Annotated in this window: 20 protein-coding genes; 4 read left to right on the forward strand and 16 right to left on the reverse strand. The window is 70.3% G+C overall.

From position 1 onward, the window contains the following. Positions 1–9: 9 nt before the first annotated feature. Positions 10–2,658: an ABC transporter ATP-binding protein/permease gene (locus BLT59_RS14295; protein WP_091781120.1), complete on the reverse strand. Its 2,649-nt coding sequence runs from the start codon at positions 2,656–2,658 to the stop codon at positions 10–12. A gap of 406 nt (positions 2,659–3,064) precedes the next feature. Between BLT59_RS14295 and typA the strand changes: the two genes are divergently transcribed. After that, positions 3,065–4,888 carry a translational GTPase TypA gene (typA, locus tag BLT59_RS14300; protein WP_091781123.1) on the forward strand — a complete coding sequence of 608 codons (1,824 nt, stop codon included), beginning with the start codon at positions 3,065–3,067 and terminating at the stop codon, positions 4,886–4,888. A gap of 428 nt (positions 4,889–5,316) precedes the next feature. Here typA and BLT59_RS31290 read toward each other — a convergent pair whose 3' ends face one another. From BLT59_RS31290 to cysK, 5 genes are all read right to left on the reverse strand, one after another. Further along, positions 5,317–5,475, reverse strand: a complete 159-nt coding sequence (locus BLT59_RS31290; protein ID WP_175544013.1) for a hypothetical protein — start codon at positions 5,473–5,475, stop codon at positions 5,317–5,319. Next, positions 5,472–5,786, reverse strand: coding sequence for a hypothetical protein (locus BLT59_RS14310; RefSeq protein ID WP_091781129.1), 315 nt, complete (start codon positions 5,784–5,786; stop codon positions 5,472–5,474). The genes BLT59_RS31290 and BLT59_RS14310 overlap by 4 nt, the downstream gene beginning before the upstream one ends. Next, complete coding sequence (locus BLT59_RS14315; RefSeq protein WP_091781134.1) at positions 5,786–5,965, reverse strand: hypothetical protein; 180 nt, start codon at positions 5,963–5,965, stop codon at positions 5,786–5,788. The genes BLT59_RS14310 and BLT59_RS14315 overlap by 1 nt, the downstream gene beginning before the upstream one ends. An 89-nt stretch (positions 5,966–6,054) precedes the next feature. Next, positions 6,055–6,552, reverse strand: coding sequence for a hypothetical protein (locus BLT59_RS14320; protein ID WP_091781138.1), 498 nt, complete (start codon positions 6,550–6,552; stop codon positions 6,055–6,057). Positions 6,553–6,860: 308 nt separating this feature from the next. Beyond that, positions 6,861–7,835 (reverse strand): cysteine synthase A, encoded by a 975-nt coding sequence (gene cysK / locus BLT59_RS14325; protein ID WP_091781141.1) that lies wholly within the window; start codon positions 7,833–7,835, stop codon positions 6,861–6,863. Positions 7,836–8,065: 230 nt separating this feature from the next. Between cysK and BLT59_RS14330 the strand changes: the two genes are divergently transcribed. Continuing rightward, positions 8,066–9,064: a TAXI family TRAP transporter solute-binding subunit gene (locus BLT59_RS14330; protein WP_091781368.1), complete on the forward strand. Its 999-nt coding sequence runs from the start codon at positions 8,066–8,068 to the stop codon at positions 9,062–9,064. Positions 9,065–9,076: 12 nt separating this feature from the next. On the opposite strand, the gene BLT59_RS14335 is transcribed toward BLT59_RS14330, so the two are convergent. Continuing rightward, positions 9,077–9,604, reverse strand: a complete 528-nt coding sequence (locus tag BLT59_RS14335; protein ID WP_091781144.1) for a GcrA family cell cycle regulator — start codon at positions 9,602–9,604, stop codon at positions 9,077–9,079. A gap of 437 nt (positions 9,605–10,041) precedes the next feature. On the opposite strand from BLT59_RS14335, the gene BLT59_RS14340 reads away from it, so the two are divergent. After that, on the forward strand, positions 10,042–11,229 hold the full coding sequence (locus BLT59_RS14340; protein WP_091781147.1) for a patatin-like phospholipase family protein: 1,188 nt from the start codon (positions 10,042–10,044) through the stop codon (positions 11,227–11,229). 81 nt (positions 11,230–11,310) lie between these two features. Here BLT59_RS14340 and BLT59_RS14345 read toward each other — a convergent pair whose 3' ends face one another. The 3 genes from BLT59_RS14345 to BLT59_RS14355 all read right to left on the reverse strand — a co-directional run bounded on the left by BLT59_RS14345 (position 11,311) and on the right by BLT59_RS14355 (position 13,595). Next, the gene (locus tag BLT59_RS14345; RefSeq protein WP_012320301.1) at positions 11,311–11,439 is read right to left on the reverse strand and encodes a hypothetical protein; all 129 of its coding nucleotides are present in this window, start codon (positions 11,437–11,439) and stop codon (positions 11,311–11,313) included. A gap of 95 nt (positions 11,440–11,534) precedes the next feature. Further along, positions 11,535–12,947: a pyruvate kinase gene (gene pyk, locus BLT59_RS14350; RefSeq protein ID WP_091781150.1), complete on the reverse strand. Its 1,413-nt coding sequence runs from the start codon at positions 12,945–12,947 to the stop codon at positions 11,535–11,537. Between the two features lie 153 nt (positions 12,948–13,100). Further along, a complete protein-coding gene (locus tag BLT59_RS14355) occupies positions 13,101–13,595 on the reverse strand; it encodes an SRPBCC family protein (RefSeq protein WP_091781371.1) in 495 nt (164 codons plus the stop codon). Positions 13,596–13,749: 154 nt separating this feature from the next. Here BLT59_RS14355 and BLT59_RS14360 point away from each other — a divergent pair, with 154 nt between their 5' ends. Then, positions 13,750–15,042, forward strand: coding sequence for a lytic murein transglycosylase (locus BLT59_RS14360; RefSeq protein WP_091781153.1), 1,293 nt, complete (start codon positions 13,750–13,752; stop codon positions 15,040–15,042). A 7-nt stretch (positions 15,043–15,049) separates the two neighbouring features. Here BLT59_RS14360 and BLT59_RS14365 read toward each other — a convergent pair whose 3' ends face one another. The 6 genes from BLT59_RS14365 to BLT59_RS14390 form a co-directional block, all read right to left on the reverse strand. Further along, positions 15,050–15,838, reverse strand: a complete 789-nt coding sequence (locus BLT59_RS14365; RefSeq protein ID WP_091781156.1) for an aldolase — start codon at positions 15,836–15,838, stop codon at positions 15,050–15,052. 93 nt (positions 15,839–15,931) lie between these two features. Beyond that, complete coding sequence (locus tag BLT59_RS14370; RefSeq protein WP_091781159.1) at positions 15,932–16,948, reverse strand: 5-oxoprolinase subunit C family protein; 1,017 nt, start codon at positions 16,946–16,948, stop codon at positions 15,932–15,934. After that, entirely contained in the window at positions 16,948–17,682 is a 735-nt protein-coding gene (locus tag BLT59_RS14375) for a 5-oxoprolinase subunit B family protein (protein ID WP_091781162.1), read from the reverse strand. Before BLT59_RS14375 ends, BLT59_RS14370 begins: the two co-directional genes overlap by 1 nt. Continuing rightward, a complete protein-coding gene (locus BLT59_RS14380) occupies positions 17,679–18,440 on the reverse strand; it encodes a 5-oxoprolinase subunit PxpA (RefSeq protein WP_091781165.1) in 762 nt (253 codons plus the stop codon). The genes BLT59_RS14375 and BLT59_RS14380 overlap by 4 nt, the downstream gene beginning before the upstream one ends. A 28-nt stretch (positions 18,441–18,468) precedes the next feature. Next, a complete protein-coding gene (locus BLT59_RS14385; RefSeq protein WP_091781168.1) occupies positions 18,469–19,740 on the reverse strand; it encodes an MFS transporter in 1,272 nt (423 codons plus the stop codon). Positions 19,741–19,783: 43 nt separating this feature from the next. Further along, positions 19,784–20,599 (reverse strand): putative hydro-lyase, encoded by an 816-nt coding sequence (locus tag BLT59_RS14390; protein WP_091781171.1) that lies wholly within the window; start codon positions 20,597–20,599, stop codon positions 19,784–19,786. Positions 20,600–20,707: the final 108 nt, after the last annotated feature.

Below are 20,707 nucleotides of genomic sequence, written 5' to 3' on the forward strand. Positions count from 1 at the left end.
ACGCTTACGTCATTCGGCCGCCGTGCGCAGGCGCGTTTCGGCACTCTGGATCGGCAAGTGTCCGGGGAACCGGGCAGGGTCCGATTCCGGCGACAGGCTCGCCACGAGGCTGGCCCGCGGCAGAGCAGCCTCGGTGACGTCGAGGAGCGTTTCGACGCCGCGCTCCAGATGCTCGTCCACCCGGTCGACCACAAGGATCTCCGGCTCGCGCAGGATCGCACGCGCCAGACCGAGACGAACCCGGACACGCTCGGCGAGCAACTGCCCGCGATTGCCGACCTCCTTCTCCAGCCCGCGCCGCTGGATCGGCCGCTCCAGATCGAACTCCCGGAACACCGCACGGGCTTCCTTCTGGATCAGCGCCTCGCCGTGCATCCGCGCCGTATCGATGCGGCCGAACAGAAGGTTGTCCAGGACGGTGCTGCGCGGGTTGATCCGGTTCGGATCATAGGATTCGACGTCGCACCCATCGTCCCCGTGCATGAAGCCCTGCACGACGCCCCGCGCGCCGACGATCCGCTTGACCAGCGGCTGATCGAGCAAGCCGAAGCGCATCCGCGGCTCCACATAAGCCAGGGCCAAGGCCAGGAAGGCTGCGCTGTCGGTCTCGCTCAGCCGTCCCTCCGTCGGCAGGCGCGCGAGCCGGCGCAGGTAATCCGGCAGCGCGTCCGGTGTGATCAGCGAGAATCTCCGGAACAGGGGGTGGCCCGGCGGCACGTCGGCGAAGATGTCCTTGAGATTGCTGGCGATGGCGAGGCCCATCCGATCGAGGTCGTCGAGGAGCCTCACCTTCTCCAGCGCCGCACGGAACAGGGGCACCCCGGCCAAGCGGCGCGGATCCGTCAGCGTCGGGTCACGGGGGACGCCGAATAGCAGATTCTCCGCCACGGTCGCCTGATCGTTGTAGCGCCCCCGGGTGAACGGAATCACGAGGTCGGCGAGGCCCTTCCGGGCAAAGTGCTCGCGCAGGTGCTCGCGCGCCGCGATCATCCGCTGGCCCACCGGCGTGTCGTGGGCCACCGAACTCAGGGCGCCGAGCCCGAATCGGTAGAGTTCATCGCCGAGGTCGAGCCGGCCGAGCAGATCGATCAGATGATCGTCGAGTTCTGCGGCATCGCGGACCCCAAGGCGGTTGAAGTCGATCCAGGGGTCTTCGACGCTGTCGCAGGGATTGCCGGTCTTCACCGCCTCGTTGATCCGCGCTTTGCTGAGGTCGAGGCTTCTGGTGCGCAAGGGGTGTGTGCGCAAGCCGTAGAGAATGTTGTCGCGCAGCGTCCCGGGGAACAGCACGGGCTGAACCCCCGCATAGGCGATGCGGCGCGTGTGGTCGCGTCGCGGCAATGTCGACAGGTCGTGCTCCCCGATCCGGATCGTTCCTCCGGGAGGCGTCTGCAGCCCGGCCAGGGTCCGGGCGAATTCCTGCGCGATCGGGCCGGGAGGGACCAGGGCGAGCCGCCCCGGGAGAGGCACCTGCGCGTCGCCGACCTCGATCAGCGAGCCGCCCTGCGGATCGCGCAGCTGCAGACCCTCGATCCGAAGCGGGCTGCCGAGGCGCGGCGCTGCGCGCTCGGACTCATGCTCCGCCGGAAGCAGGCGGTGGGGACCGAAATGGGCCGCCACGGTCTCGTATTTGACCTCGACATCGAGCCGCTGCTGGTCCCAGTCGATCAGCTCCTTCAGGGGCGGGGGCAGGTCCCGGTAGGCGGCGAGGACCGCAACGAGCTGCCCGATATCGAGCTGCCCCTTCAGGGCGAAATAGCCGCCGATGGCGTAGAACAGGAACGGCGTGACCTGCGCGAGAAGGTTGTTGAGATACTTCACCGCGAACTTGCGGCGGTAGATCCGCAGCCGGAGATCGTAGAGCCGGTAGAGCCGGCCGCCGATCTCCGCCCGCTCCCAGCGGCCGGTGTCGTTGAGCGTCACCGCCTGCAGCCCGTCGAGCACCTCGGCGACGCGTCCCGCGAGAGCCCGGGACGCGATCTGGCGTTGGCGGCTGAGGCGGATGATCTCGCGTCGCAGCCGCGGGATCACGATCATCTGCACGGCGACCATGCCGCCGGCCGCGATGCCGAGCCACATGTTCTGCATCATGATGAAGGCCAGCGCCGTGGCGGCCTGGGTGCCCAGGAACACCGGCACCACGATGGCGTCACCGATGAAGGAGCCGATGGGCTCGACCTCGTCGCGGATGATCGTCGCCGTCTCCGAGGATTTCACCTCCCGCTGCGTCTCCGGCGAGAAGCGCAGCATCAGCGAGAACAGCTGGAATCGCAGGCGGCGCAGCATCCGCTCGCCGAGGATCCCCTTCTGTAGGTTGATCCAGAACTTGAACGCGCCGTTGATCAGGACGAGGCTGAGGAACAGGGTCGACAGGCTCAGGAGCAGATCGAACCGGTCGAGCTGGAACCCCTCGAAGAGATGTGTCGTGCCGCCGCCGAGGAATGCGGGCCATTCCACGGTGAGTTCGAGGAACGGCGCAGTCGTCTCGCCGTGCGCGTAGGCCTTGCCGGTAATCGCATCGTTGACGATGCGCTTCGGCAGGTCGAGCGAGGCGAAATAGAACGGGAGCGACGCCAGCACCACGGCGCAGATTCGGAGCTGATCGCCCTTCGAATAGCGCCAGATATACGGGAACAGCCGCGGCTCAAGCGCGCGCATCGTGTCCTTCCGACGAAAGCCCGTCCTGGCGGCCCGAAGGCCGAATCGCCGCAGCCGGACGCCTGATCCTGGTCGATACGCTACCCGAGGGATCCGGTTTCATCCAATACAACCCGATGCGAACGGAAGCGGGCCGGTCGCAGTGTCATCGCGCCGTCATATAGGGCGGACGGCAGAGAATCAGGCGCGCAGGGCTGCCCTGCAACGGCGGCCCGCGCCGGGTGCGGGCACCGGCATCTGCCCCCAGCATTCCAGGTCACGCAGCGCCCCTATGAGAACAGCGGCCTTGCTCAAGAGCGCGCGTCCTTATATTGCGACGCAACCACCACGACTCCGTACCTGAACCGGCGCGGACGGCCGCGCCGCGCGGCCGCCAGGGAGCCGGCACAACCCGTTTCGGGCCGCCATGAATCTGCGCAACATCGCCATCATCGCCCACGTCGACCACGGCAAGACGACGCTCGTCGACAAGCTGCTGGCCCAGTCCGGCACCTTCCGCGAGAATCAGCGGGTCGAGGAGCGGGCGATGGACTCGAACGACCTCGAGAAGGAACGTGGCATCACGATCCTGGCCAAGGCGACCTCGGTCCTCTGGAAGGACACCCGCGTCAACATCGTCGATACCCCCGGCCACGCTGATTTCGGCGGTGAGGTCGAGCGCATCCTGTCGATGGTCGACGGCGTGATCGTGCTGGTCGACGCGGCCGAGGGCCCGATGCCGCAGACCAAGTTCGTGGTCGGCAAGGCGCTCAAGATCGGCCTGCGCCCGATCGTGGCGATCAACAAGGTCGACCGGCCGGATGCGCGGATCAACGAGGTCGTGAACGAGGTGTTCGACCTCTTTGCCGCCCTCGACGCCACCGACGAGCAGCTCGACTTCCCGATCCTCTACGGTTCGGGCCGCAACGGCTGGATGGCCGATACCCCGGAGGCCGATCCGTCGGTGGGCCTGGAGCCGCTGTTCGAGCTCGTGCTTAAGCATGTCCCCCCGGCCCGGACCGACGAGGGCCCGTTCCGGATGCTCGGCACCCTGCTGGAGGCCAACCCGTTCCTCGGCCGCATCATCACCGGCCGCATCGCGGCCGGCTCGGTGAAGCCGAACCAGCAGATCAAGGTGCTGGACCGCACCGGCAAGGTCGTCGAGACCGGCCGCGTGTCGAAGATCCTCGCCTTCCGCGGCCTCGAGCGCGCGCCGATCGAGATCGGCGAGGCGGGCGACATCGTTTCGATCGCCGGCCTGATCAAGGGCACCGTGGCCGACACCTTCTGCGATCCGCAGGTCGAGACCCCGATCCAGGCCCAGCCGATCGATCCGCCGACCGTGACGATGTCGTTCATCGTCAACGACAGCCCGCTCGCCGGCACCGAGGGCGACAAGGTCACGAGCCGCATGATCCGCGACCGCCTGTTCAAGGAGGCCGAGGGCAATGTCACGCTGAAGATCGAGGAGGCAGCCGACAAGGACAGCTTCTACGTCTCGGGCCGCGGCGAGCTTCAGCTCTCGATCCTGATCGAGACCATGCGTCGTGAAGGCTTCGAGATCGCCGTGTCGCGGCCGCGGGTCGTGTTCGAGCGCGACGAGGCGGGCGGACTGCTTGAGCCGATCGAGGAGGTCGTGATCGACGTCGACGAGGAGCATTCCGGCGTCGTCGTGCAGAAGATGTCCGAGCGGAAGGCCGAGATGCTGGAGATGCGGCCGTCCGGCGGCAATCGCCTGCGCCTCGTCTTCCATGCGCCGACCCGCGGCCTGATCGGCTACCAGGGCGAGTTGCTGACCGACACCCGCGGCACCGCGATCATGAACCGGCTGTTCAAGGCCTACGAGCCCTACAAGGGCGAGATGCCGGGCCGGCGCAACGGCGTTCTGATCTCCAACGACCAGGGCGAGGCCGTGGCCTACGCCATGTGGAACCTGGAGGACCGCGGCCCGATGATGATCGAGCCCGGCTGGAAGGTGTATCAGGGCATGATCGTCGGCGAGCACAACCGCGAGAACGACCTCGAGGTGAACGTGCTGAAGGGCAAGAAGCTCACCAACATCCGCACGACGTCGAAGGACGAGGCCGTGCGCCTCACCCCGCCGATCCGGATGACCCTTGAGCGTTCGCTGGCCTGGATCCAGGACGACGAACTCGTCGAGGTGACGCCGAAGTCGATCCGTCTGCGCAAGGCCATCCTCGATCCGAACGACCGCAAGCGTGCCGAGCGTTCGAAGGAAAACGCCGCCTGAGCTGAACAACCGGCAACCGGGCCCTCAGGCCCGGTTGCTGATGCGGCCCTTATCTCTGGCCGCTCTCGGGCCCATCGAACGCTTATGCCGGGGACGATACCTCGGTACGGCGGCCCGGAGAGGCCCGCGTGAACCCCGTGACATCGATGCCCGTCGCGTTGAACCCACTTCCGCCGCTCCCCCCGGCTGCTGCGTCGCCCTCTTACCTCGTCGGTCAGGACGGCGAGGGACACTGGGTGGCCATGGCGACCGGAGGACGAGCCGGAGGAATCTTCCGCAGCCGCCAGGACGCGATCCGCTACGCCTCCATCGAGACCGGCTGCCGTCCCGGGGACGTGCCGCTGGCGACGGGGCCAATTCCGTTCCGACTCTCCTGAAGGCCGCGCGGCCGCTCCGCCATTGCGGCGGCAGCGGCCGACCTGCTTGCGTCAGCTGCTGCCGGGGTCGGTCTCGTCGTGCTGGGTTCCACCGGTCGAGGTCCCGTGACCGGGCTTGCCCTCGGTCTTCTCGTTTGGATCCTTGACCGCGTCGGGTGCGACGTTCTTCGGCTTTTCCGGCTGCGGGTCGGTGTCTCGGCGCTCGGTCATTTCGGGTTCTCCCGCTCGGCGCGCGAGTGACCGCCGGCGATCTTCGCGTCGGCGGCCGGACCCCGTGAGGCTTTCTGATCCGAGTGACCGCCGGACGAGCCGCCGACTGCGGGCGGCGCGCGGCCCGGCTCTCCGGTGGCACCCCAACCGTCCTTCGGCTCGCTCTGCGGCATTCCATCGGATCCCATGTCGGTGATCGCCGCCTGTTCGGGGGTTTGATGGCCGCCCCCGGCGGGTGGCGTCCCGCGCGTTCCGACCTTGTCGTCAGGCTTGCGGGTGACCGTTTCGGAATCGCTCGTCGGCCTGACCATCAGCGCTTCCCGTCGTCCTGGCCGACGGCCGCAGTGGCACGGTCGATGGCCTCGCCCAGATCGGTACCGGACTTGGCCTGGTCTTCCACGTGGCCGAACACCTCGCGCGGCGTCTTGGTCTCGGTCGTTCCGTTGGTGTCGGCACCCTCCCGCGCTGGTCGTCCGCTCTGGTCTGTCATGGCTCGCCTCGCTGCGTCTTCGTGGGACAACGGAGGCGGCGAAGGAGGGTTGCGCGGGAAGCGGCGATCGAAAGCTCGCAGGTCGAGTGTCAGGGCCCGACGATCTGAGGCAGGACGGTCTGCGTCAGGCGCCGCACCGAGTCCTCGGCGGCCCCACGGTCCGCCGCCTGAGCCTCGATCGTCAGCAGATCGCCATCCCGCAGGATGACGGCAGTCGCACCCGCACCGTTGTCGAGCGCGTAGACGCTCAGCCAGCCGATCGCCCGACCGGCAGGCAGAGTCGAGAGTCGGCATCCCGGATTGCGCTGGATGCAGATCGCCTCCAGTGCGGCGAAGGATGTTCTGCCGGAGCGGACCCGCTTTTCGGTTCCGTCGGTCAGGCGCCCGAGCTGCAGCTCCAGCGTCGGTGCGCCCGTACAGGCCGCGCAGTGCAGGCTGAGATGCACGGGCGCAACCTGTGCTGTGGCGTCCGGCCCGAGCGCCGTTCGGGCAACTTCGGCCAGCCCGGTGAGGTCGTGAGTTGCGAAGCCCCCCGCCATCGCCGCCTGAACCCAGAGGCCGAACAGGAGTATCAAGAGGCCGCGCATGAATGAATCACCGTCCAATCGCTTGGTGCGGCGTTAGCGGAAAGATCTTTCTGAATCCAGGCCCGAACCCTGAAGGCATCTCCTCGCAGGGGTGCATAAAATCATCTGACGAAAAGCAATGATCGTCCAAACATTAATCTAGTAATGTCTTAGCTATATTCACACATCGGATACAGATAAAGAATATTCAAATGATCAGGGTGATGAGGCGCGCTCATCCCCCGGTGGAGTCTCACGCCGGCCTGCGCCGGCGCGATCCTGGTGCGGTCCGTTTGTGGAGCGGCGCGCGGGCCGCTCCGGTGTCTGCCTCAGCCGATCCCGTCGAACAGGGCCGATGAGATGTAGCGCTCGGCGAACGAGCAGGCGACGGTGACAATGCGCTTGCCTTGGAACTCGGGCCGCTTGGCCAGTTCCAACGCCGCGGCGACGTTGCCGCCGGTGGAGATGCCGCCGGGGATGCCTTCCAACCGGGCCAGCGCCCGAGACGTCTCGAAGGCAGCCTGGTTGGTGACCTTCAGGACGCCGTCCAGGATGTCGGTGTGCAGATTGTCCGGGATGAAGCCGGCACCGATGCCCTGGATCTTGTGCGGGCCGGGCTGGCCGCCGGAGATCACCGGGGAATCCTCCGGCTCCACGGCGAAGATCTTCAGGTTCGGGAGGCGCGGCTTCAGAACCTCGCCGACGCCCGTCACGGTGCCGCCGGTACCGACACCAGCCACGAAGGCGTCGAGCTGGCCGCCAGTGTCGCTCCAAATCTCCTCGGCGGTGGTCTTCCGGTGAATCTCCGGATTGGCCGGGTTCGAGAATTGCTGCGGCATCACCGAACCGGGAATTTCCTTCAGCAATTCCTCGGCTTTGGCGATCGCGCCCTTCATGCCCTGCGCCCCGGGGGTGAGCGCCAGCTCCGCACCCAGGAAGGCGAGCATCTTGCGCCGCTCGAGGGACATGGTCTCAGGCATCACAAGGATGAGCCGGTAGCCACGGGCTGCGGCCGTGAAGGCGAGGGCGATGCCGGTATTGCCCGAGGTCGGCTCGACCAGCGTGCCGCCGGGCTGGAGCTTGCCCGAGGCCTCCAGGGCATCGATCATGTTGACGCCGATGCGGTCCTTTACACTGGCGATCGGGTTGAAGAATTCGAGCTTGAGCAGGATCTCGGCGTCGACCCCGTGCTCCTTCGGCAGCCGGTTCAGGCGTACCAGAGGCGTGTTGCCGATGGTTTCTGTGATAGAGCCGTAGACACGGCCGTGGCCGACCTTCGCCGGTGCGTTGAGGGTATCGGCCATCGCGGAACTCCTGCTCGTGGTGACGGGTCGGACAGATGTCGTGTCCGGGACAGATCCCGCCAAGGGATCGTCCTTGCGCGGAAAGTGCTGCCGGTCCCGGACCGGAGGCTGCGATATCGCGTTGCCGCGGCGGGAGCAATTGGGCTAAGTGCCGTTGTCGAAAGTTCTTTCCGGAATTCCGCAAGCATTCGGCACGGGGTGGAAGGCCTTTATTGAGCGATCCGATCCTGATGGAATTTCATTCTCCTGACCGTGCGGACTCGACCACCGGGATCGGGGCGACCGCTGTTCCCGAAGGCGGTGATCCGTCCCGACGGCCGACTCGCCGGATCGCGCTGCTGGCCGCGGTCGGGCTGTTGCTGGCGCGGCCGGCGCGCTCGGCGGAGACGGTCCGCGTCGTCCTCGCCACCGCGACGCCGGGGGGCGGGTTCCCGGCCTTCGGTGAGGCGTTTTCCGCCGCCATCACGGCGACCGACCCGGCCTTGACGATCGAGCGGCGCGCGACCGGCGGGTCGGCCGAGAATATCGGCCTCCTTCGCGCCGGTCGTGTCGATCTCGGCCTCGTTCAGGGCGAGTACGCCTATCCGGCCCTTGCCGAGGGCGGCGGCCTGACCGTTCTGGCGCCGATGTACCCCACGCCCGGATTGTTCGTGGTTCAGGCCGGCAGCGCGATCCGCTCCGTGGCGGATCTGCGCGGGCGCAGGGTCGTGCTCGGCACACACAAATCGGGGCTCACCGTCATGGGCCGGAGCGCCCTCAGCGCCTCGGGCCTCGATCCTGAGCGGGATATCAGCCCGATCCTCCTCGATCGGGCCGGCGACGGTCCGACCCTGGTGCGGGAGGGCCACGCCGATGCGCTCTGGGGCGGCGGACTCGACTGGCCGGGCTTCCACGCCCTGGCCGGCGACCCGGGCGGTGCCCGCTTCTTCGGACCGTCCGAGGCCGCCATCGCCCGCCTCGCCCAGCCCGGCGCGGCGATGCGGCGCCTGACGGTTCCGGCCGGCAGCTTCGCCGGACAGGCGGACGCGATCGAGACGGTTGGATCCTGGAGCTTCGTGCTCGCGCGGCCCGGGCTTGACGAGGAGACGGCCTATCGCGTCGGCCGGACGCTGGCGCGGACCGATCTGACCGACGCCCAGCCGAAAAACCTCGTCGGCCTCGTCCAGGCGGACAGGGTCAATGCCGGGACCGCGCGCGTCCTCCGCGAAGCCGGTGTGATCCTGCGCTGAAGGCGCGGCGCCTCAGCGGAACGAGGCGACGCGGCGATCGCGCTTCCGTTCGGCGGCGGGCTGATAGGCGATCTCGGCGTGGTGGGTGCAGTAGGGCAGACCAGTGATCGACCGGGCGCCGCAGAAGCGAAATTCCGGGGTCGTCGGGTCGCCGAGCGGCCAGCGGCACATGGATTCACGCAGGTCCATGATGGTGACACGCTGCGACACCGCCAGGGCCACCGGCTCGGGGGTCGGCGCGGGTGCCGGGAATTCCGGGGCCGGACGGTGCGTCAGGATCGAGACCGGTTCCGGCGCCTGTGTCTCGACCACCGCAATGGCCGTCTCGATCTCGACGGACTTCGCGGGCGGCGCAACGGCGGGAGCCTCCTCGCCGCCCCGTGCGCGCCCGGCGAGGCCCAGGCGGTGGACCTTGCCGATGACCGCGTTGCGGGTGACGCCGCCGAGCTGCGCCGCGATCTTGCTCGCGCTCTGCCCGTCTTCCCACAGCCGGCGCAGCAGCGCCACGCGATCATCCGTCCAGCCGAGACCCGCTTCCATCATCCCCTCCGCCCCGTGCGGCTCGGCTGCGTTTCCGAAGGCGAGTCCGTGTGTTTCAGGCCAACAGGAGCCGGATCTCGGCCGGCCATGTCGCCGCGCAGACGCACCCTCGCGCGCCGGCTGCCGCATCGCGTGCGACACCCTGTCTCGCCAGGCCACGGGGGAACCCTAGCGCGGCGTTCGCGCGGCTTGCAAGGGCAGGCAGGCTCCGGGCGCGTGCCGCTGCGCCGCCTGTCCACCGACATTGGCGCAGCGCGGCGGCGGCTGGCGAGCCTGCTGCAGCGGCCACGCTTGCGCCCCGATCACGTGTGATCGTGACCTCACCGCAACAGCGCGGCCTTATCGCTCCGCTGAGCCGGCTAAGACGGAACAGGCGATACGGCCAAGCTCGTTCCGTGTGGCAGAGTGGGCGGGTTACGCGGTTCGAGGAAGTGACGATGGGTGTTCGTCAGGTCAGCCTGCGCATGGCGATTGCGTTCGGGCTGGCGGGTCAGGTGGCGGCCTGCGGCAGCGTTCCGCGGACGCCCTACACCGCCGAGCAGGCGGCGTTCGCGACCGTGCCGGGCATTCCGGGCGCCCGCGTCTTCGCCGACGCGTCGGTGGAGACGATCGCAGAGCTCGCCGCCAATCCGGAGCGGCGCCTCAAGGGCTTCTCTTATCTGGCCCTGTCGGGCGGCGGCGGCGACGGCGCCTACGGGGCAGGCGTGCTCAATGGCTGGTCGGCATCCGGCAAGCGGCCGGACTTCACCCTGGTCTCGGGCGTTTCGACCGGTGCACTGATCGCGCCCTTCGCGTTCCTGGGCTCAGCCTACGACCCCTATCTGACCGAGTTCTACACGAGCGGCGTCGCCGGCGAGCTGGTGGCCTCGCCGAACCTGGCGAACGTGCTGTTCGGCTCCGGCCTGTTCGGCGACGGCCGGCTGCGCAGCCTCATCGACCGCTACGTGACGGACGATCTCCTCAAGGCCGTGGCCGAGGAGCACGCGAAGGGCCGGCGCCTGCTCGTCGTGACGACGAATCTGGATTCCCAGCGGGCGGTGATCTGGAACATGGGCGCCATCGCGGGGAGTGGCGTGCCGAATGCCCGGGAGCTGTTCCGTGACGTCCTAGCGGCCTCCGCCAGTATCCCGGCGGTCTTCCCGCCCCAGTTCATCGATGTGTCGGCCGGGGATGCGCGCTTCAAGGAGATGCATGTGGACGGGTCAGTTGTGACCCCGGTCTTCACTCTGCCGCAGACACTGCTGCTGCGCGATAGACGGATCCGCACCGGCGGCAAGGCCGAGATCTACGTGGTGATCAACGGCCGCCTGGAGCCGGACTTCGAGGTCACGAAGGACAACACGCTCTCGATCGTCGAGCGCTCCTTCACGACGGCGAGCCGCGCCCGCTCCCGCGCGACGCTGACGGCGACCTATGCGCTGGCACGCGCCAACGGCATCGGCTTCAACCTCACCTACATCGACGAGAACGGCCCCAAGGCGTCGGCCGCCAAGGGCTTCGACACCGCCTACATGCGGGCTCTGTACGAGGCCGGTTACGAGAAGGGCCGGACCGGCACGTTCTGGCAGCACACGATCCCGGCCGCGCCGCTGCTCAAGGCGACCGCGAGCGCCGTGGCGAACTGATCGTCCGAGCGGCTCCGCCGCGCGCCCGGGCGGGCGCGCCGCCGGCGTGGTGCCGGCGGCGTGCTCGCCGGCCCGGGATCCTTACTTGCCCAGAATCTTCGTGACGAGCCGGCCGAGCGGCGTCGCCGTGCTGGCGTTCCGGTCGTCGCGGTCGACGGGGCGGTTCTCGTTGCCGAGGATCTTGGTGACGATGCGTCCGATCAGGTTCATGGGTCGGCCCTCCGTGATCGCGCCCAAATGGCGCAGCTTCCCCAACAACGGCTGAGGCGCGGGCCGCGTTCCAGCCCTGTGCCGGATGGGACGGCTCAGACCTGCATCAGACGGATGTTGTTGGTATTGCCGGCAGTGTGGAACGGGATGCCGGCGGTGACCACGATAATGTCGTGCGGCCGCGCGAAGCCCTCGTCCTGCGCGTGGTGGCAGGCCTTCGAGGTCATCTCCTCGTAGCTGTCGACGTCCTCCGTCAGGACGCTGTGCGCCCCCCAGAGCAGGCTGAGCCGCCGCGAGGTCGCGACGTTGGGTGTCAGGGCGAGGATCGAGGCGGCGGGGCGCTTGCGCGCCACCCGCGCGGCCGTCGTCCCGCTCGCCGTGTAGGCGACGATCGCGGCGGCGCGCACGGCCTCGGCGAGGTCGGCCGTGGCGGTCGCCACCGCGTGCGGCGGCGTCTCCTCCTCGCCGGGCTCCGAGGCCGCGACGATCGAGTGGTAGAGCTTGTGCCCCTCCACGCTCCGGATGATCCGGTCCATCATCGCCACCGCCTCGACAGGGTAGCGGCCGGTGGCGGATTCCGCCGAGAGCATCACGGCGTCGGCGCCGTCGTAGATGGCGGTGGCGACGTCCGACGCCTCCGCCCGGGTGGGCGCGGGGGCGTTGACCATCGAGTCGAGCATCTGGGTCGCCACCACCACGGGCTTCACGGCGAGCCGGCAGGCCCGGATCAGCTCCTTCTGCCGCGCCGGCACGTCCTCGTGCGGGATCTCGACGCCGAGATCGCCGCGGGCGACCATCACGGCGTCGGAGAGCCGGATGATGTCGTCGATCCGCTCCAGCGCCTGCGGCTTCTCGATCTTCGACATGATGCCGGCGCGGTCGCCGATGATCCCCCGCGCCTCGATGACGTCGGACGGCTTCTGGACGAACGACAGGGCGACCCAGTCGACGCCAAGATCGAGCCCGAAGGCGAGATCCGCCCGGTCCTTCTCGGTGAGCGGCGACAGGTCCAGCAGCGTGCCCGGCAGGTTCACGCCCTTGCGGTTCGAGATCGGCCCGCCGGTGACGACCTCGGCGGTGATGGAGGTCCGCTCGGGCCCGGTGACCCGCACGCGCACCCGCCCGTCGTCGATGAGGAGTTCCTGGCCCGGCACGACGGCGTTGAAGATCTCCGGGTGGTGCAGCGGGATCGCCTGCTTGTCGCCGTCGGCGCCTTCGAGGACGAAGCGCACCGTCTCGCCGGCCTGGAGATCGAGCCGGCCGCCCTGCAGCGTGCCGATCCGGATCTTCGGCCCCTGGAGATCCTGGAGGATGCCGATCGGCCGGCCGACCTCCTTCTCGAGGGCGCGGATGGCCGCGTGGACCCTGGCGTGATCCTCCTGGAGGCCGTGGCTGAAATTGAGCCGGAACGTGTCGACCCCAGCGAGGAACAGGGCGCGGAGCTGGTCCGGAGCGGAGCTGGCGGGACCGACGGTGGCGACGATCTTGGCGTGGCGGTGACGGCGCATGCGGGTCTCGGCCTCCTGAGGCTGCCTCTGGGAATCGAGCCGGGCGCTCGGTCGCGCCGACGCCGCTCACATCGGTCCGCGACGGCCCCACGGCGAGGCCCCGCGGCGCCCGGCGGGCGATATTTCGCGCGGGGGGGGCGATTCGACCGGCGCCTATCTGGCCGATTCCCGAACGATCCCCGCGAGGCCGGCGTCGAACACGCCCGTGATGTTGGCGACGGCGTCGGCGTCGCTCATGCCGTCTGCGTCGAAGGTCGCACTCCAGATCACCGTGGATCCCTCGCCATTGGGACGGACCGTCAGCGTCGCATTGTAGGCACGCACCGGCAGGGGGCCTTGGATGAAGCTGTAGCTGTAGCTCATGCCCACCTCGTCGCGTGCGGTCTCGACTTCCGCGATCGTGCCCTGCGCGCCCTTCACCACGAGGCCGCGGATCTGCGCGCGGATGCCGTCATCGTCGTCCTCGCCCGACAGGATGCAGCGCTGGACCTGTGGGTGCCAGTTCTGGATCGCGCAGAACTCGCCGACCAGCGCCCAGACCGCCGCGGGCGGGGCCGGGATGTCGCGGCTGCGGGTGACTTCCAGGGCGCCGGCCGGTCCGGCGGCCAGGACGACCGCACCGATCGCCGTCAGGGAAGCGGGTTGAATCACGGGTTTGTCTCCTGGCGATCAGGCCAACGTGACGCGACTTGGGGCGACGCCGCGGTTACGGCGAGCCCGGGCGACGACGGGTTTCGTCACGACGATGTCGATGCCGCCCCGGTATGCTACGCCGCGCCCATCTGGATCACCGGAGATGCCTATGGACGACCGCGCCGCGCCGAAGCGATCCGCGACCCGGAGCGGCGCCGCGCGCGCGGTCCTGGCGACCGGCGCCGCACTCCTCGTCGGCACGGCCGTGCCGTCGCTCGCCGCGGGGCCGGACCCATTGCCGCCGGCCGCGCCGCAGGCCTTCGAGGCCTGCCGGGCCGATCTGATCGCCTGGGTCACGGCCCGCGCCGTGCCGCAGGGCCTCGCCAAGGCGCAGCTCGCCGAGCTCACGCCCGACCCGGACGTGACCGCCGCGACCCAGAGCCAGGGCGAGTTCGTCCGGCCACTCTGGGACTACATCGAGGCCAGCGTCACGCCGGCCCGTGTCGAGGCCGGTCTGCGCAAGCTCGCCGAGCACGCCGACACGCTCGCGGCCATCGAAGTCCAGTACGGGGTCGACCGCCACATCCTCGCGGCGTTCTGGGGCGTGGAGTCGAGCTACGGCGCCGTGCTCGACAACGCGGCCGTGGTGAAGCCGGTCGTCCGCTCGCTGGCGACGCTCGGCTGCAGCGACCCCGCCCGCGCCACCTACTGGCGCGACGAGCTGGCGGCGGCGCTCCAGATCCTGGCCTGGAACCAGGCGCCCCTCGACCGGATGCAAGCGGGGCTGACCGGATCCTGGGCCGGCGCCATGGGCCACACGCAGTTCATGCCCAGCGTCTACCAGCGGGAGGCGGTCGATTTCGACGGTGACGGCCGGCGCGACATCTGGACCTCGGTGCCGGACGCCCTCGCGTCGACGGCGCACTACCTGCGCAGCCACGGCTGGAAGCCCGGCGAGGGCTGGGGCACCGAGGCGGTGCTGCCCCAGACCTTCGACGCCGCGCTGGCCGACGAGACGACACTCCGCACCGTCGCGGCGTGGCGGGCGCTCGGCGTGAAGCCGGCGCGCGACCGCGCCCTGCCGGACTCGGCCGAGGCGACCCTGATCCTGCCTGCCGGGATCCGCGGCCCCGCCTTCCTGCTGCAGCCGAACTTCGCGGTGATCCTCCGCTACAACACGGCCCTGGCCTACGCGCTGACGGTCTCGCTCCTGTCGGATCGCCTGCGCGGCGAGCCGGGCCTGGTTCGCGACTGGCCGCGCGGCGACCGGCCGCTCACCGCCGACGAGCGTCGCGACCTGCAGGCCCGCCTGACCGAGCGCGGCTTCGCCACCGGCGGGGTCGACGGCAAGATCGGCCCGAAGACCCGGGCGGCACTGCGCGCCTTCCAGGGCTCGGTCGGCCTGCCGCCGGACGGCTACGCCGACGCGCCGGTGCTGGACCGGGTGCGGGCGGCGCCCTGACGGCCTCTCACGCCAGGAAGGCGGGCTCGTCGCGGGCGAGGACCCGCTTGACGCTCTCCAGGTGCAGGCGGGCGCTCTCGGCGCGGCCGGCCGCCTCCTGGGCCGCCACGCGCTTCACGATCGCCTCGGGCACGGCCTTGAGCGTGCGCCCGGTGCTCATGGCCAGGACCTGCGCCTGCGCGGCGCGCTCCAGGTAGTAGAGGTCGTCCCAGGCCTCCGCGATGGTCTCGCCCAGCACCATCACGCCGTGGTTCTTCAGGAACACGACGTCCGCCTCGCCGGCGCTGTCGGCGATCCGCCGGCCCTCGGACGAATCGAGCGCGAGACCGTTGTAATCCTCGTCCACCGCGATCCGGCCGTAGAAGCGCAGCGCCGTCTGGCCCGCCCACATCAGGGGCTCGCCCTCCAGCATGGCCAGGGCCGTGGAATAGGGCATGTGGGTGTGGAACGCCGCCCGGGCGCGGGGCTTCAGCCGGTGCAGCTCGGCGTGGATGTGGAAGGCGGTGGCCTCCGGCTGGCCATCACCCTCGATGACGTTGCCGTGGAAGTCGCAGAGCAGCAGGCTCGACGCGGTGACCTCCGCGAAGGCGAGGCCGTAGGGATTGACCAGGAACAGGTCGGGCCGCTCCGGCAGCACCGCCGAGAAGTGGTTGCAGATCCCCTCTTCCAGGCCGTTGCGCGCGGCCCAGCGCAGGCAGGCGGCGAGGTCGATCCGGGCGCGGCGCACGAGGTCGGCGTTCAGGGGCTCGTTGCTGCGGGCGGGCGGGGTTCCCGGGGCGGTAACGGCGTGCGCCATGCGTGCGGGCTTTCCTGTGTCGGGGCTCGGGCCTGAGACTCGGCCGGTCCCGCACTCTAGACGCTCGCTCGCCCCTGCGCAGCCGCTCCGCGCTCAGGCGCGGCCGTCGGTGACGCCGCCGACGAGGTTGAGGCCGAGCAGGAAGTCCGACGCGAAATCCGTGCGGATGACCGGCTCGCGCGGCACCGCCTCGCGCAGGAGATCGCGCTCGACGCGGCGCGCCGCGACCGCCTCCTCGACCGAGACGCGCCGGAACGACAGGCTCGCCCCGCCCCGGACCTGCGCCAGCCGCCCGAGATCCGGGCCGATCACCGTGGCGATCTTCGGGTAGCCGCCGGTGGATTGCCGGTCGGCCATCAGGATGATCGGCAGGCCGTTGCCGGGGACCTGGATCGCCCCCATGGCGACGCCGTCGGAGACGATGTCGTGCCCCTTCGCGTGCTTCAGCGGCGTGCCGTCGACGAAGCAGGCCATCCGGTCGCCCCGCGGCGAGACCGTCCAGGGTCCGGCCAGGAAGGCCTCGATCTGGTCGGGCGCGAAGTAGTCGTCCTGCGGGCCCAGCACGACCCGGATCTCCCGGCCGTCCCGGTCGAGCCAGGGCGCGACGAGCCGCTGCGGCGGTCCGTCCGGGGTTCGGCCCTCGGCGATGGGCAGGCGGTCGCCGGCGGCGAGGCCGCGCCCGTCGAGGCCGCCGAGCCCCGAGCGGGTATGGGTCGCCGCCGATCCGAGGACCGGCGCCACGTCGAGCCGCCCCGCGACTGACAGATAGCCCCAGGCACCCGCACCGCCCGCCCGCACGACGAGCGTCTGGCCGGGTTCCAGGGTGAGCGCGACCGTGTCGGGTAGCGGCACCCCGTCCAGCGCGGCGCGGAAGCCTGGCGCGAGCAGCGCGATCCCGACGGCGCCGTCCTCCGCCGAGACGGTGACGCCGCCGGTGGAGATCTCGATGGCGGTGGCGTCGAGAGGATTGCACGCCGCCCGATTGGCGGCGGCGTGCATCAGCGGATCCATCGGGCCCGCGGCGGTGATGCCGTAACGCAGGTAGCCGTGCCGGCCCCCGTCCTGCAGGGTGATGCCCGGTCCGGCGGACTCGATGACGAGGGTGGGCATCAGCGCGCCTCCCCGCGTCGGGCCACCGGCTCGCCCGCCGCCTCGCGGGCCGTCAGGGCGTCGAAGGTCGCTGAATCCACGGGCTCGAAGCGGATCAGGTCGCCGGCGCCGACGAAGAAGCTCGGGTCGCGCTCCGGCGCGTAGAGGCGGGACGGCGTCGCGCCGATCACGTACCAGCCGGTCGGCATCGGCACGGTCGCCACCGCGGCGAGGCCGCCGCCGATCATGATCGCATTGCGCGGATGCGGCGGCCGCGGGCTCGCCCGCCGGGGCACCGCCAGCGCCTCCGGCAGGCCGCCGAGATAGGCGAAGCCCGGGGCGAAGCCGTACATGTAGACCCGGAAGGTCGTGGCCGCATGGGTCGACACCACCGTCTCCGGCGTCAGGCCGCTCCGCTCGGCGACCTGCGCGACGTCCTCCCCGTGGGGCGCGTCGTAGCAGCAGGGCAGGGTCCAGAGGGTCGGGCTGGCCGCGCGCGCGGTCGCGCCCGCCACCAGCGCCCGGACCCGCTCGGCGAGCGTTCCGCGGTCGAGCACCAGCGGATCGTAGTGCAGCATCAGGGAGCGGTAGGTCGGCACGCGCTCCCGCAGCCCCTCGGGCGGATCCGCCCCGAGGGCGTCGTCGAGCGCCAGCACCCGGTCGCTGATGGCGGGGTCGACCGTGCTGCCGAACTCGACCACGAGGGCCGCCTCGCCGGCGTCGAGGAGGCGGGGCTCGTCCAGCGCCGCGCTCACGGCCGGAACGGCGCCAGCGTGATGCCCGCGCCCTCCAGCCGGGTCCGCACCGCCCGCGCCGTGGCGACGGCGTGGCCGGAATCGCCGTGGACGCAGATCGAGCGGATCGGCGTCGGCAGCGTCCGTCCGTCCGCCGTGAGGATCGCGCCCGCCTCGACCATGCGCAGGACCCGGTCGGCCGCCTCGCCCGACTCGGTGATCATCGCGCCGGGCTGGCTGCGGGGGATCAGCAGGCCGGTCGGCGTGTAGCCGCGATCGGCGAAGATCTCCTGGTGCACATCGAGGCCGCAGGCCTCGCCCGCCGGCACCTGAGCGGTCAGCGCGATGGCGAGCAGCGCGAGTTCCCGGTCCACTGCGCGGACCGCGCGGGCGATGGCGTCGGCCACCGGCCGCTCCTCGGCGGCGACGTTGGCCAGCGCCCCGTGCGCCTTCACGTAGGTGATGCGGTGGCCGGCATAGGCGGCCAGCGCCTGCGCGGCGCCGATCTGGTAGGCGACGAGCCGCTCGATCTCGGCCGGGCTGAACGGCATCCGCCGCCGCCCGAAACCCCAGAGATCCGGGAAGCCCGGATGGGCGCCGACGGCGACGCCGCGCTCCTTCGCCAGCGCGAAGGTGCGGGCCATGATCTCGGGGTCGCCGGCATGGAGGCCGCAGGCGACGTTGGCGGAGGTGACGATCCCGAGGATCGCCGCGTCGTCGCCGCAGGCATAGGCGCCGTAGCCCTCGCCGAGGTCGGAATTCAGGTCCACGCTGGTCATCGCCGCCGCTCCGCGTGCCGATCGGGTCTCATAGGGCCGCAACGGGTTCCGGCTCGGCCGGATCCTTGCTGCAAGAATCGAGCGCGCGGCCCGCCGTCTCGGGCAAGAGAAGCGCCGCGACGATCACGAGGCAATAGGCGCCCGCCGCCACGACGCCGATGGCGATGCCGAGTGTCAGCGAGCCGCTGAGATGGCCCACGAGGGCGGGGCAGATCGCCCCCGTGGCGCGGCCGAAATTGTAGCAGAAGCCCTGCGCGGAGCCGCGGATCCGGCTGGGGAACAGCTCGCTCAGGAATGCGCCCATCCCGGAGAACACGCCGGAGAGGAAGAAGCCGAGGGGGAAGCCGAGGACCAGCATCACCGGGTCGGTGATCGGGATCAGCGTGTAGGCCAGGACGAGGATGCCGGCGCAGAAGCCGAACAGGACGAAGCCCAGGCGGCGCCCGATCCGGTCGGAGAGCCAGGCGCTGGTCAGGTACCCGACGAACGACCCGAAGATCAGCATCAGCAGGTAGCCGCTGGTGTTCAGGACCGAGAGGTTGCGCTCGGTCTTCAGGTAGGTCGGGAGCCACGTGGTCACCGCGTAGTAACCGCCCTGCATGCCGGTCGCGAGAAGGCTCGCCAGCACGGTCCGGCCGATCAGCGGCCGGGAGAAGATGTCGAGGAAGCTGCCGGTATCGCCGACGTCCCGCATGGCGGCGCGGGTCTGCCGGTACACCTCGGGATCCTCGATGTTGCGGCGGATCCAGAAGATCAGCACCGAGGGGAGGGCGCCGAGCCAGAACAGGATCCGCCACGCCACGGCGGGCTCTGCCAGGGCGAACACGGCCCAGAAGGCGATCGCCGCGCAGGCCCAGCCGACCGCCCAGCTCGACTGGACGAGCCCCACCGCCTTGCCGCGGTAGCGGGCCTGGATCGTCTCGGCGATCAGCACGGAGCCCACCGACCACTCGCCGCCGAAGCCGAAGCCTTGCAGCGCGCGGGTCACGAGGAGCTGCTCGTAGGATTGGGTGAAGCCGCTGAGCACCGTGAACAGGGTGAACCACGCGACGGTGCCCTGCAGGACGACCACCCGGCCGTAGCGGTCCGCCAAGACGCCGGCCGCCCAGCCGCCGATCGCCGAGGTCACCAGCGCGGCGGTGGCGATGTTGCCCGCCTCGACCTTGGTCAGGCCCCAGACCACGACCAGCGTCGGGATCAGGAAGGTGTAGACCATGTAGTCAAACGCATCGACGCCGTAGCCCGCGAAGGCCGCGCCCAGGACCCGGCGTTCCGCCGGACTCGTGTCTTTCACCCACATGGCGCAACTCCTTTGCGGACGGGCCGCCCCGCGGCCGGGAGGGTCACAGGAATGGCAGGTCGCGGTTGAGGAGGTCGGTGATCAGCATGTGACCGGGCGCGTGGGTGATGCAGAGCGGCAGCCGCGCCGCCATCGCCACCGCCTGCGGGGTGACCCCGCAGGCCCAGAAGACCGGGAGTTCGTCGGGCTCGATCGGGACGGGGTCGCCGAAATCCGGCCGGGCGATGTCGCGGATGCCGATGAGGCTCGGGTCACCGAGATGGATCGGCGCCCCGTGGACCGCCGGCAACCGCGCCGTCACCTGCACGGCCTTAATGGCGTCGGCCGCCCTCATCGGCCGCATGGAGACCACGAGCGGGCCGTGGAACGGGCCCGAGGGCTGGGTGGCGATGGAGGTCCGGTACATCGCGACGTTGCGGCCGAGGGCGACGTGCCGGAGCGGGATGCCCGCCTCGATCAGGCCGGCCTCGAACGAGAAGGAGCAGCCGAGGACGAAGGTGACGAGGTCGTCCCGCCACACGCCGGTCAGGTCGGGCAGCTCCGCCACGAGCGCGCCGCCCTCGTAGACGCGGTAGCCCGGGACGTCGGTGGCGAGGTCGAGATCGGTCCCGAGCGTCGGAAGGGCGCGGGCGCCGGGCCGCGAGACGCCGAGGATCGGGCAGGGCTTCGGGTTCTGCTGGCAGAAGCGGTGGAAATCCTCCGCCATGGCCCGCGGCAGGATCATCAGGTTGCCCTGCGCGTGGGCGGGCACGAGACCCGAGGTGTGGCCCCGGAACCGGCCCGCCCGGATCGCGCGCCGCGCGTCCGCGGCGTCGGCGAAGACAGGTGCGGCGCCGTCGGCGCCCGGATGCTGGCTCACCGCGTTGATCTCCCTGGCTGGTTGTCGTGCGCCGGGCCGGCCTCGCCGGCCGCCGGATTCCGCAAGATCGCGATCGCTTCAGCGATTCATTTCCTGCGGCAACGATCC

The sequence above is a fragment of the Methylobacterium sp. UNC378MF genome (assembly GCF_900103195.1).
In the GTDB taxonomy this organism is placed as follows: Bacteria; Pseudomonadota; Alphaproteobacteria; order Rhizobiales; family Beijerinckiaceae; genus Methylobacterium.

Coding starts and splice junctions, on each gene's coding strand:
- BLT59_RS14370 (WP_091781159.1), bottom strand. CDS start 16,948: ATGCCCACCCTCGTCATCGAGTCCGCCGGACCGGGCATCACCCTGCAG.
- BLT59_RS14365 (WP_091781156.1), bottom strand. CDS start 15,838: ATGGCGCACGCCGTTACCGCCCCGGGAACCCCGCCCGCCCGCAGCAAC.
- BLT59_RS14310 (WP_091781129.1), bottom strand. CDS start 5,786: ATGGTCAGGCCGACGAGCGATTCCGAAACGGTCACCCGCAAGCCTGAC.
- BLT59_RS31290 (WP_175544013.1), bottom strand. CDS start 5,475: ATGACCGAGCGCCGAGACACCGACCCGCAGCCGGAAAAGCCGAAGAAC.
- BLT59_RS14335 (WP_091781144.1), bottom strand. CDS start 9,604: ATGGAAGCGGGTCTCGGCTGGACGGATGATCGCGTGGCGCTGCTGCGC.
- BLT59_RS14345 (WP_012320301.1), bottom strand. CDS start 11,439: ATGAACCTGATCGGACGCATCGTCACCAAGATCCTCGGCAACGAGAAC.
- BLT59_RS14330 (WP_091781368.1), top strand. CDS start 8,066: ATGGAATTTCATTCTCCTGACCGTGCGGACTCGACCACCGGGATCGGG.
- BLT59_RS14340 (WP_091781147.1), top strand. CDS start 10,042: ATGGGTGTTCGTCAGGTCAGCCTGCGCATGGCGATTGCGTTCGGGCTG.
- pyk (WP_091781150.1), bottom strand. CDS start 12,947: ATGCGCCGTCACCGCCACGCCAAGATCGTCGCCACCGTCGGTCCCGCC.
- BLT59_RS14385 (WP_091781168.1), bottom strand. CDS start 19,740: ATGTGGGTGAAAGACACGAGTCCGGCGGAACGCCGGGTCCTGGGCGCG.
- typA (WP_091781123.1), top strand. CDS start 3,065: ATGAATCTGCGCAACATCGCCATCATCGCCCACGTCGACCACGGCAAG.
- BLT59_RS14380 (WP_091781165.1), bottom strand. CDS start 18,440: ATGACCAGCGTGGACCTGAATTCCGACCTCGGCGAGGGCTACGGCGCC.
- BLT59_RS14315 (WP_091781134.1), bottom strand. CDS start 5,965: ATGACAGACCAGAGCGGACGACCAGCGCGGGAGGGTGCCGACACCAAC.
- cysK (WP_091781141.1), bottom strand. CDS start 7,835: ATGGCCGATACCCTCAACGCACCGGCGAAGGTCGGCCACGGCCGTGTC.
- BLT59_RS14360 (WP_091781153.1), top strand. CDS start 13,750: ATGGACGACCGCGCCGCGCCGAAGCGATCCGCGACCCGGAGCGGCGCC.
- BLT59_RS14295 (WP_091781120.1), bottom strand. CDS start 2,658: ATGCGCGCGCTTGAGCCGCGGCTGTTCCCGTATATCTGGCGCTATTCG.
- BLT59_RS14320 (WP_091781138.1), bottom strand. CDS start 6,552: ATGCGCGGCCTCTTGATACTCCTGTTCGGCCTCTGGGTTCAGGCGGCG.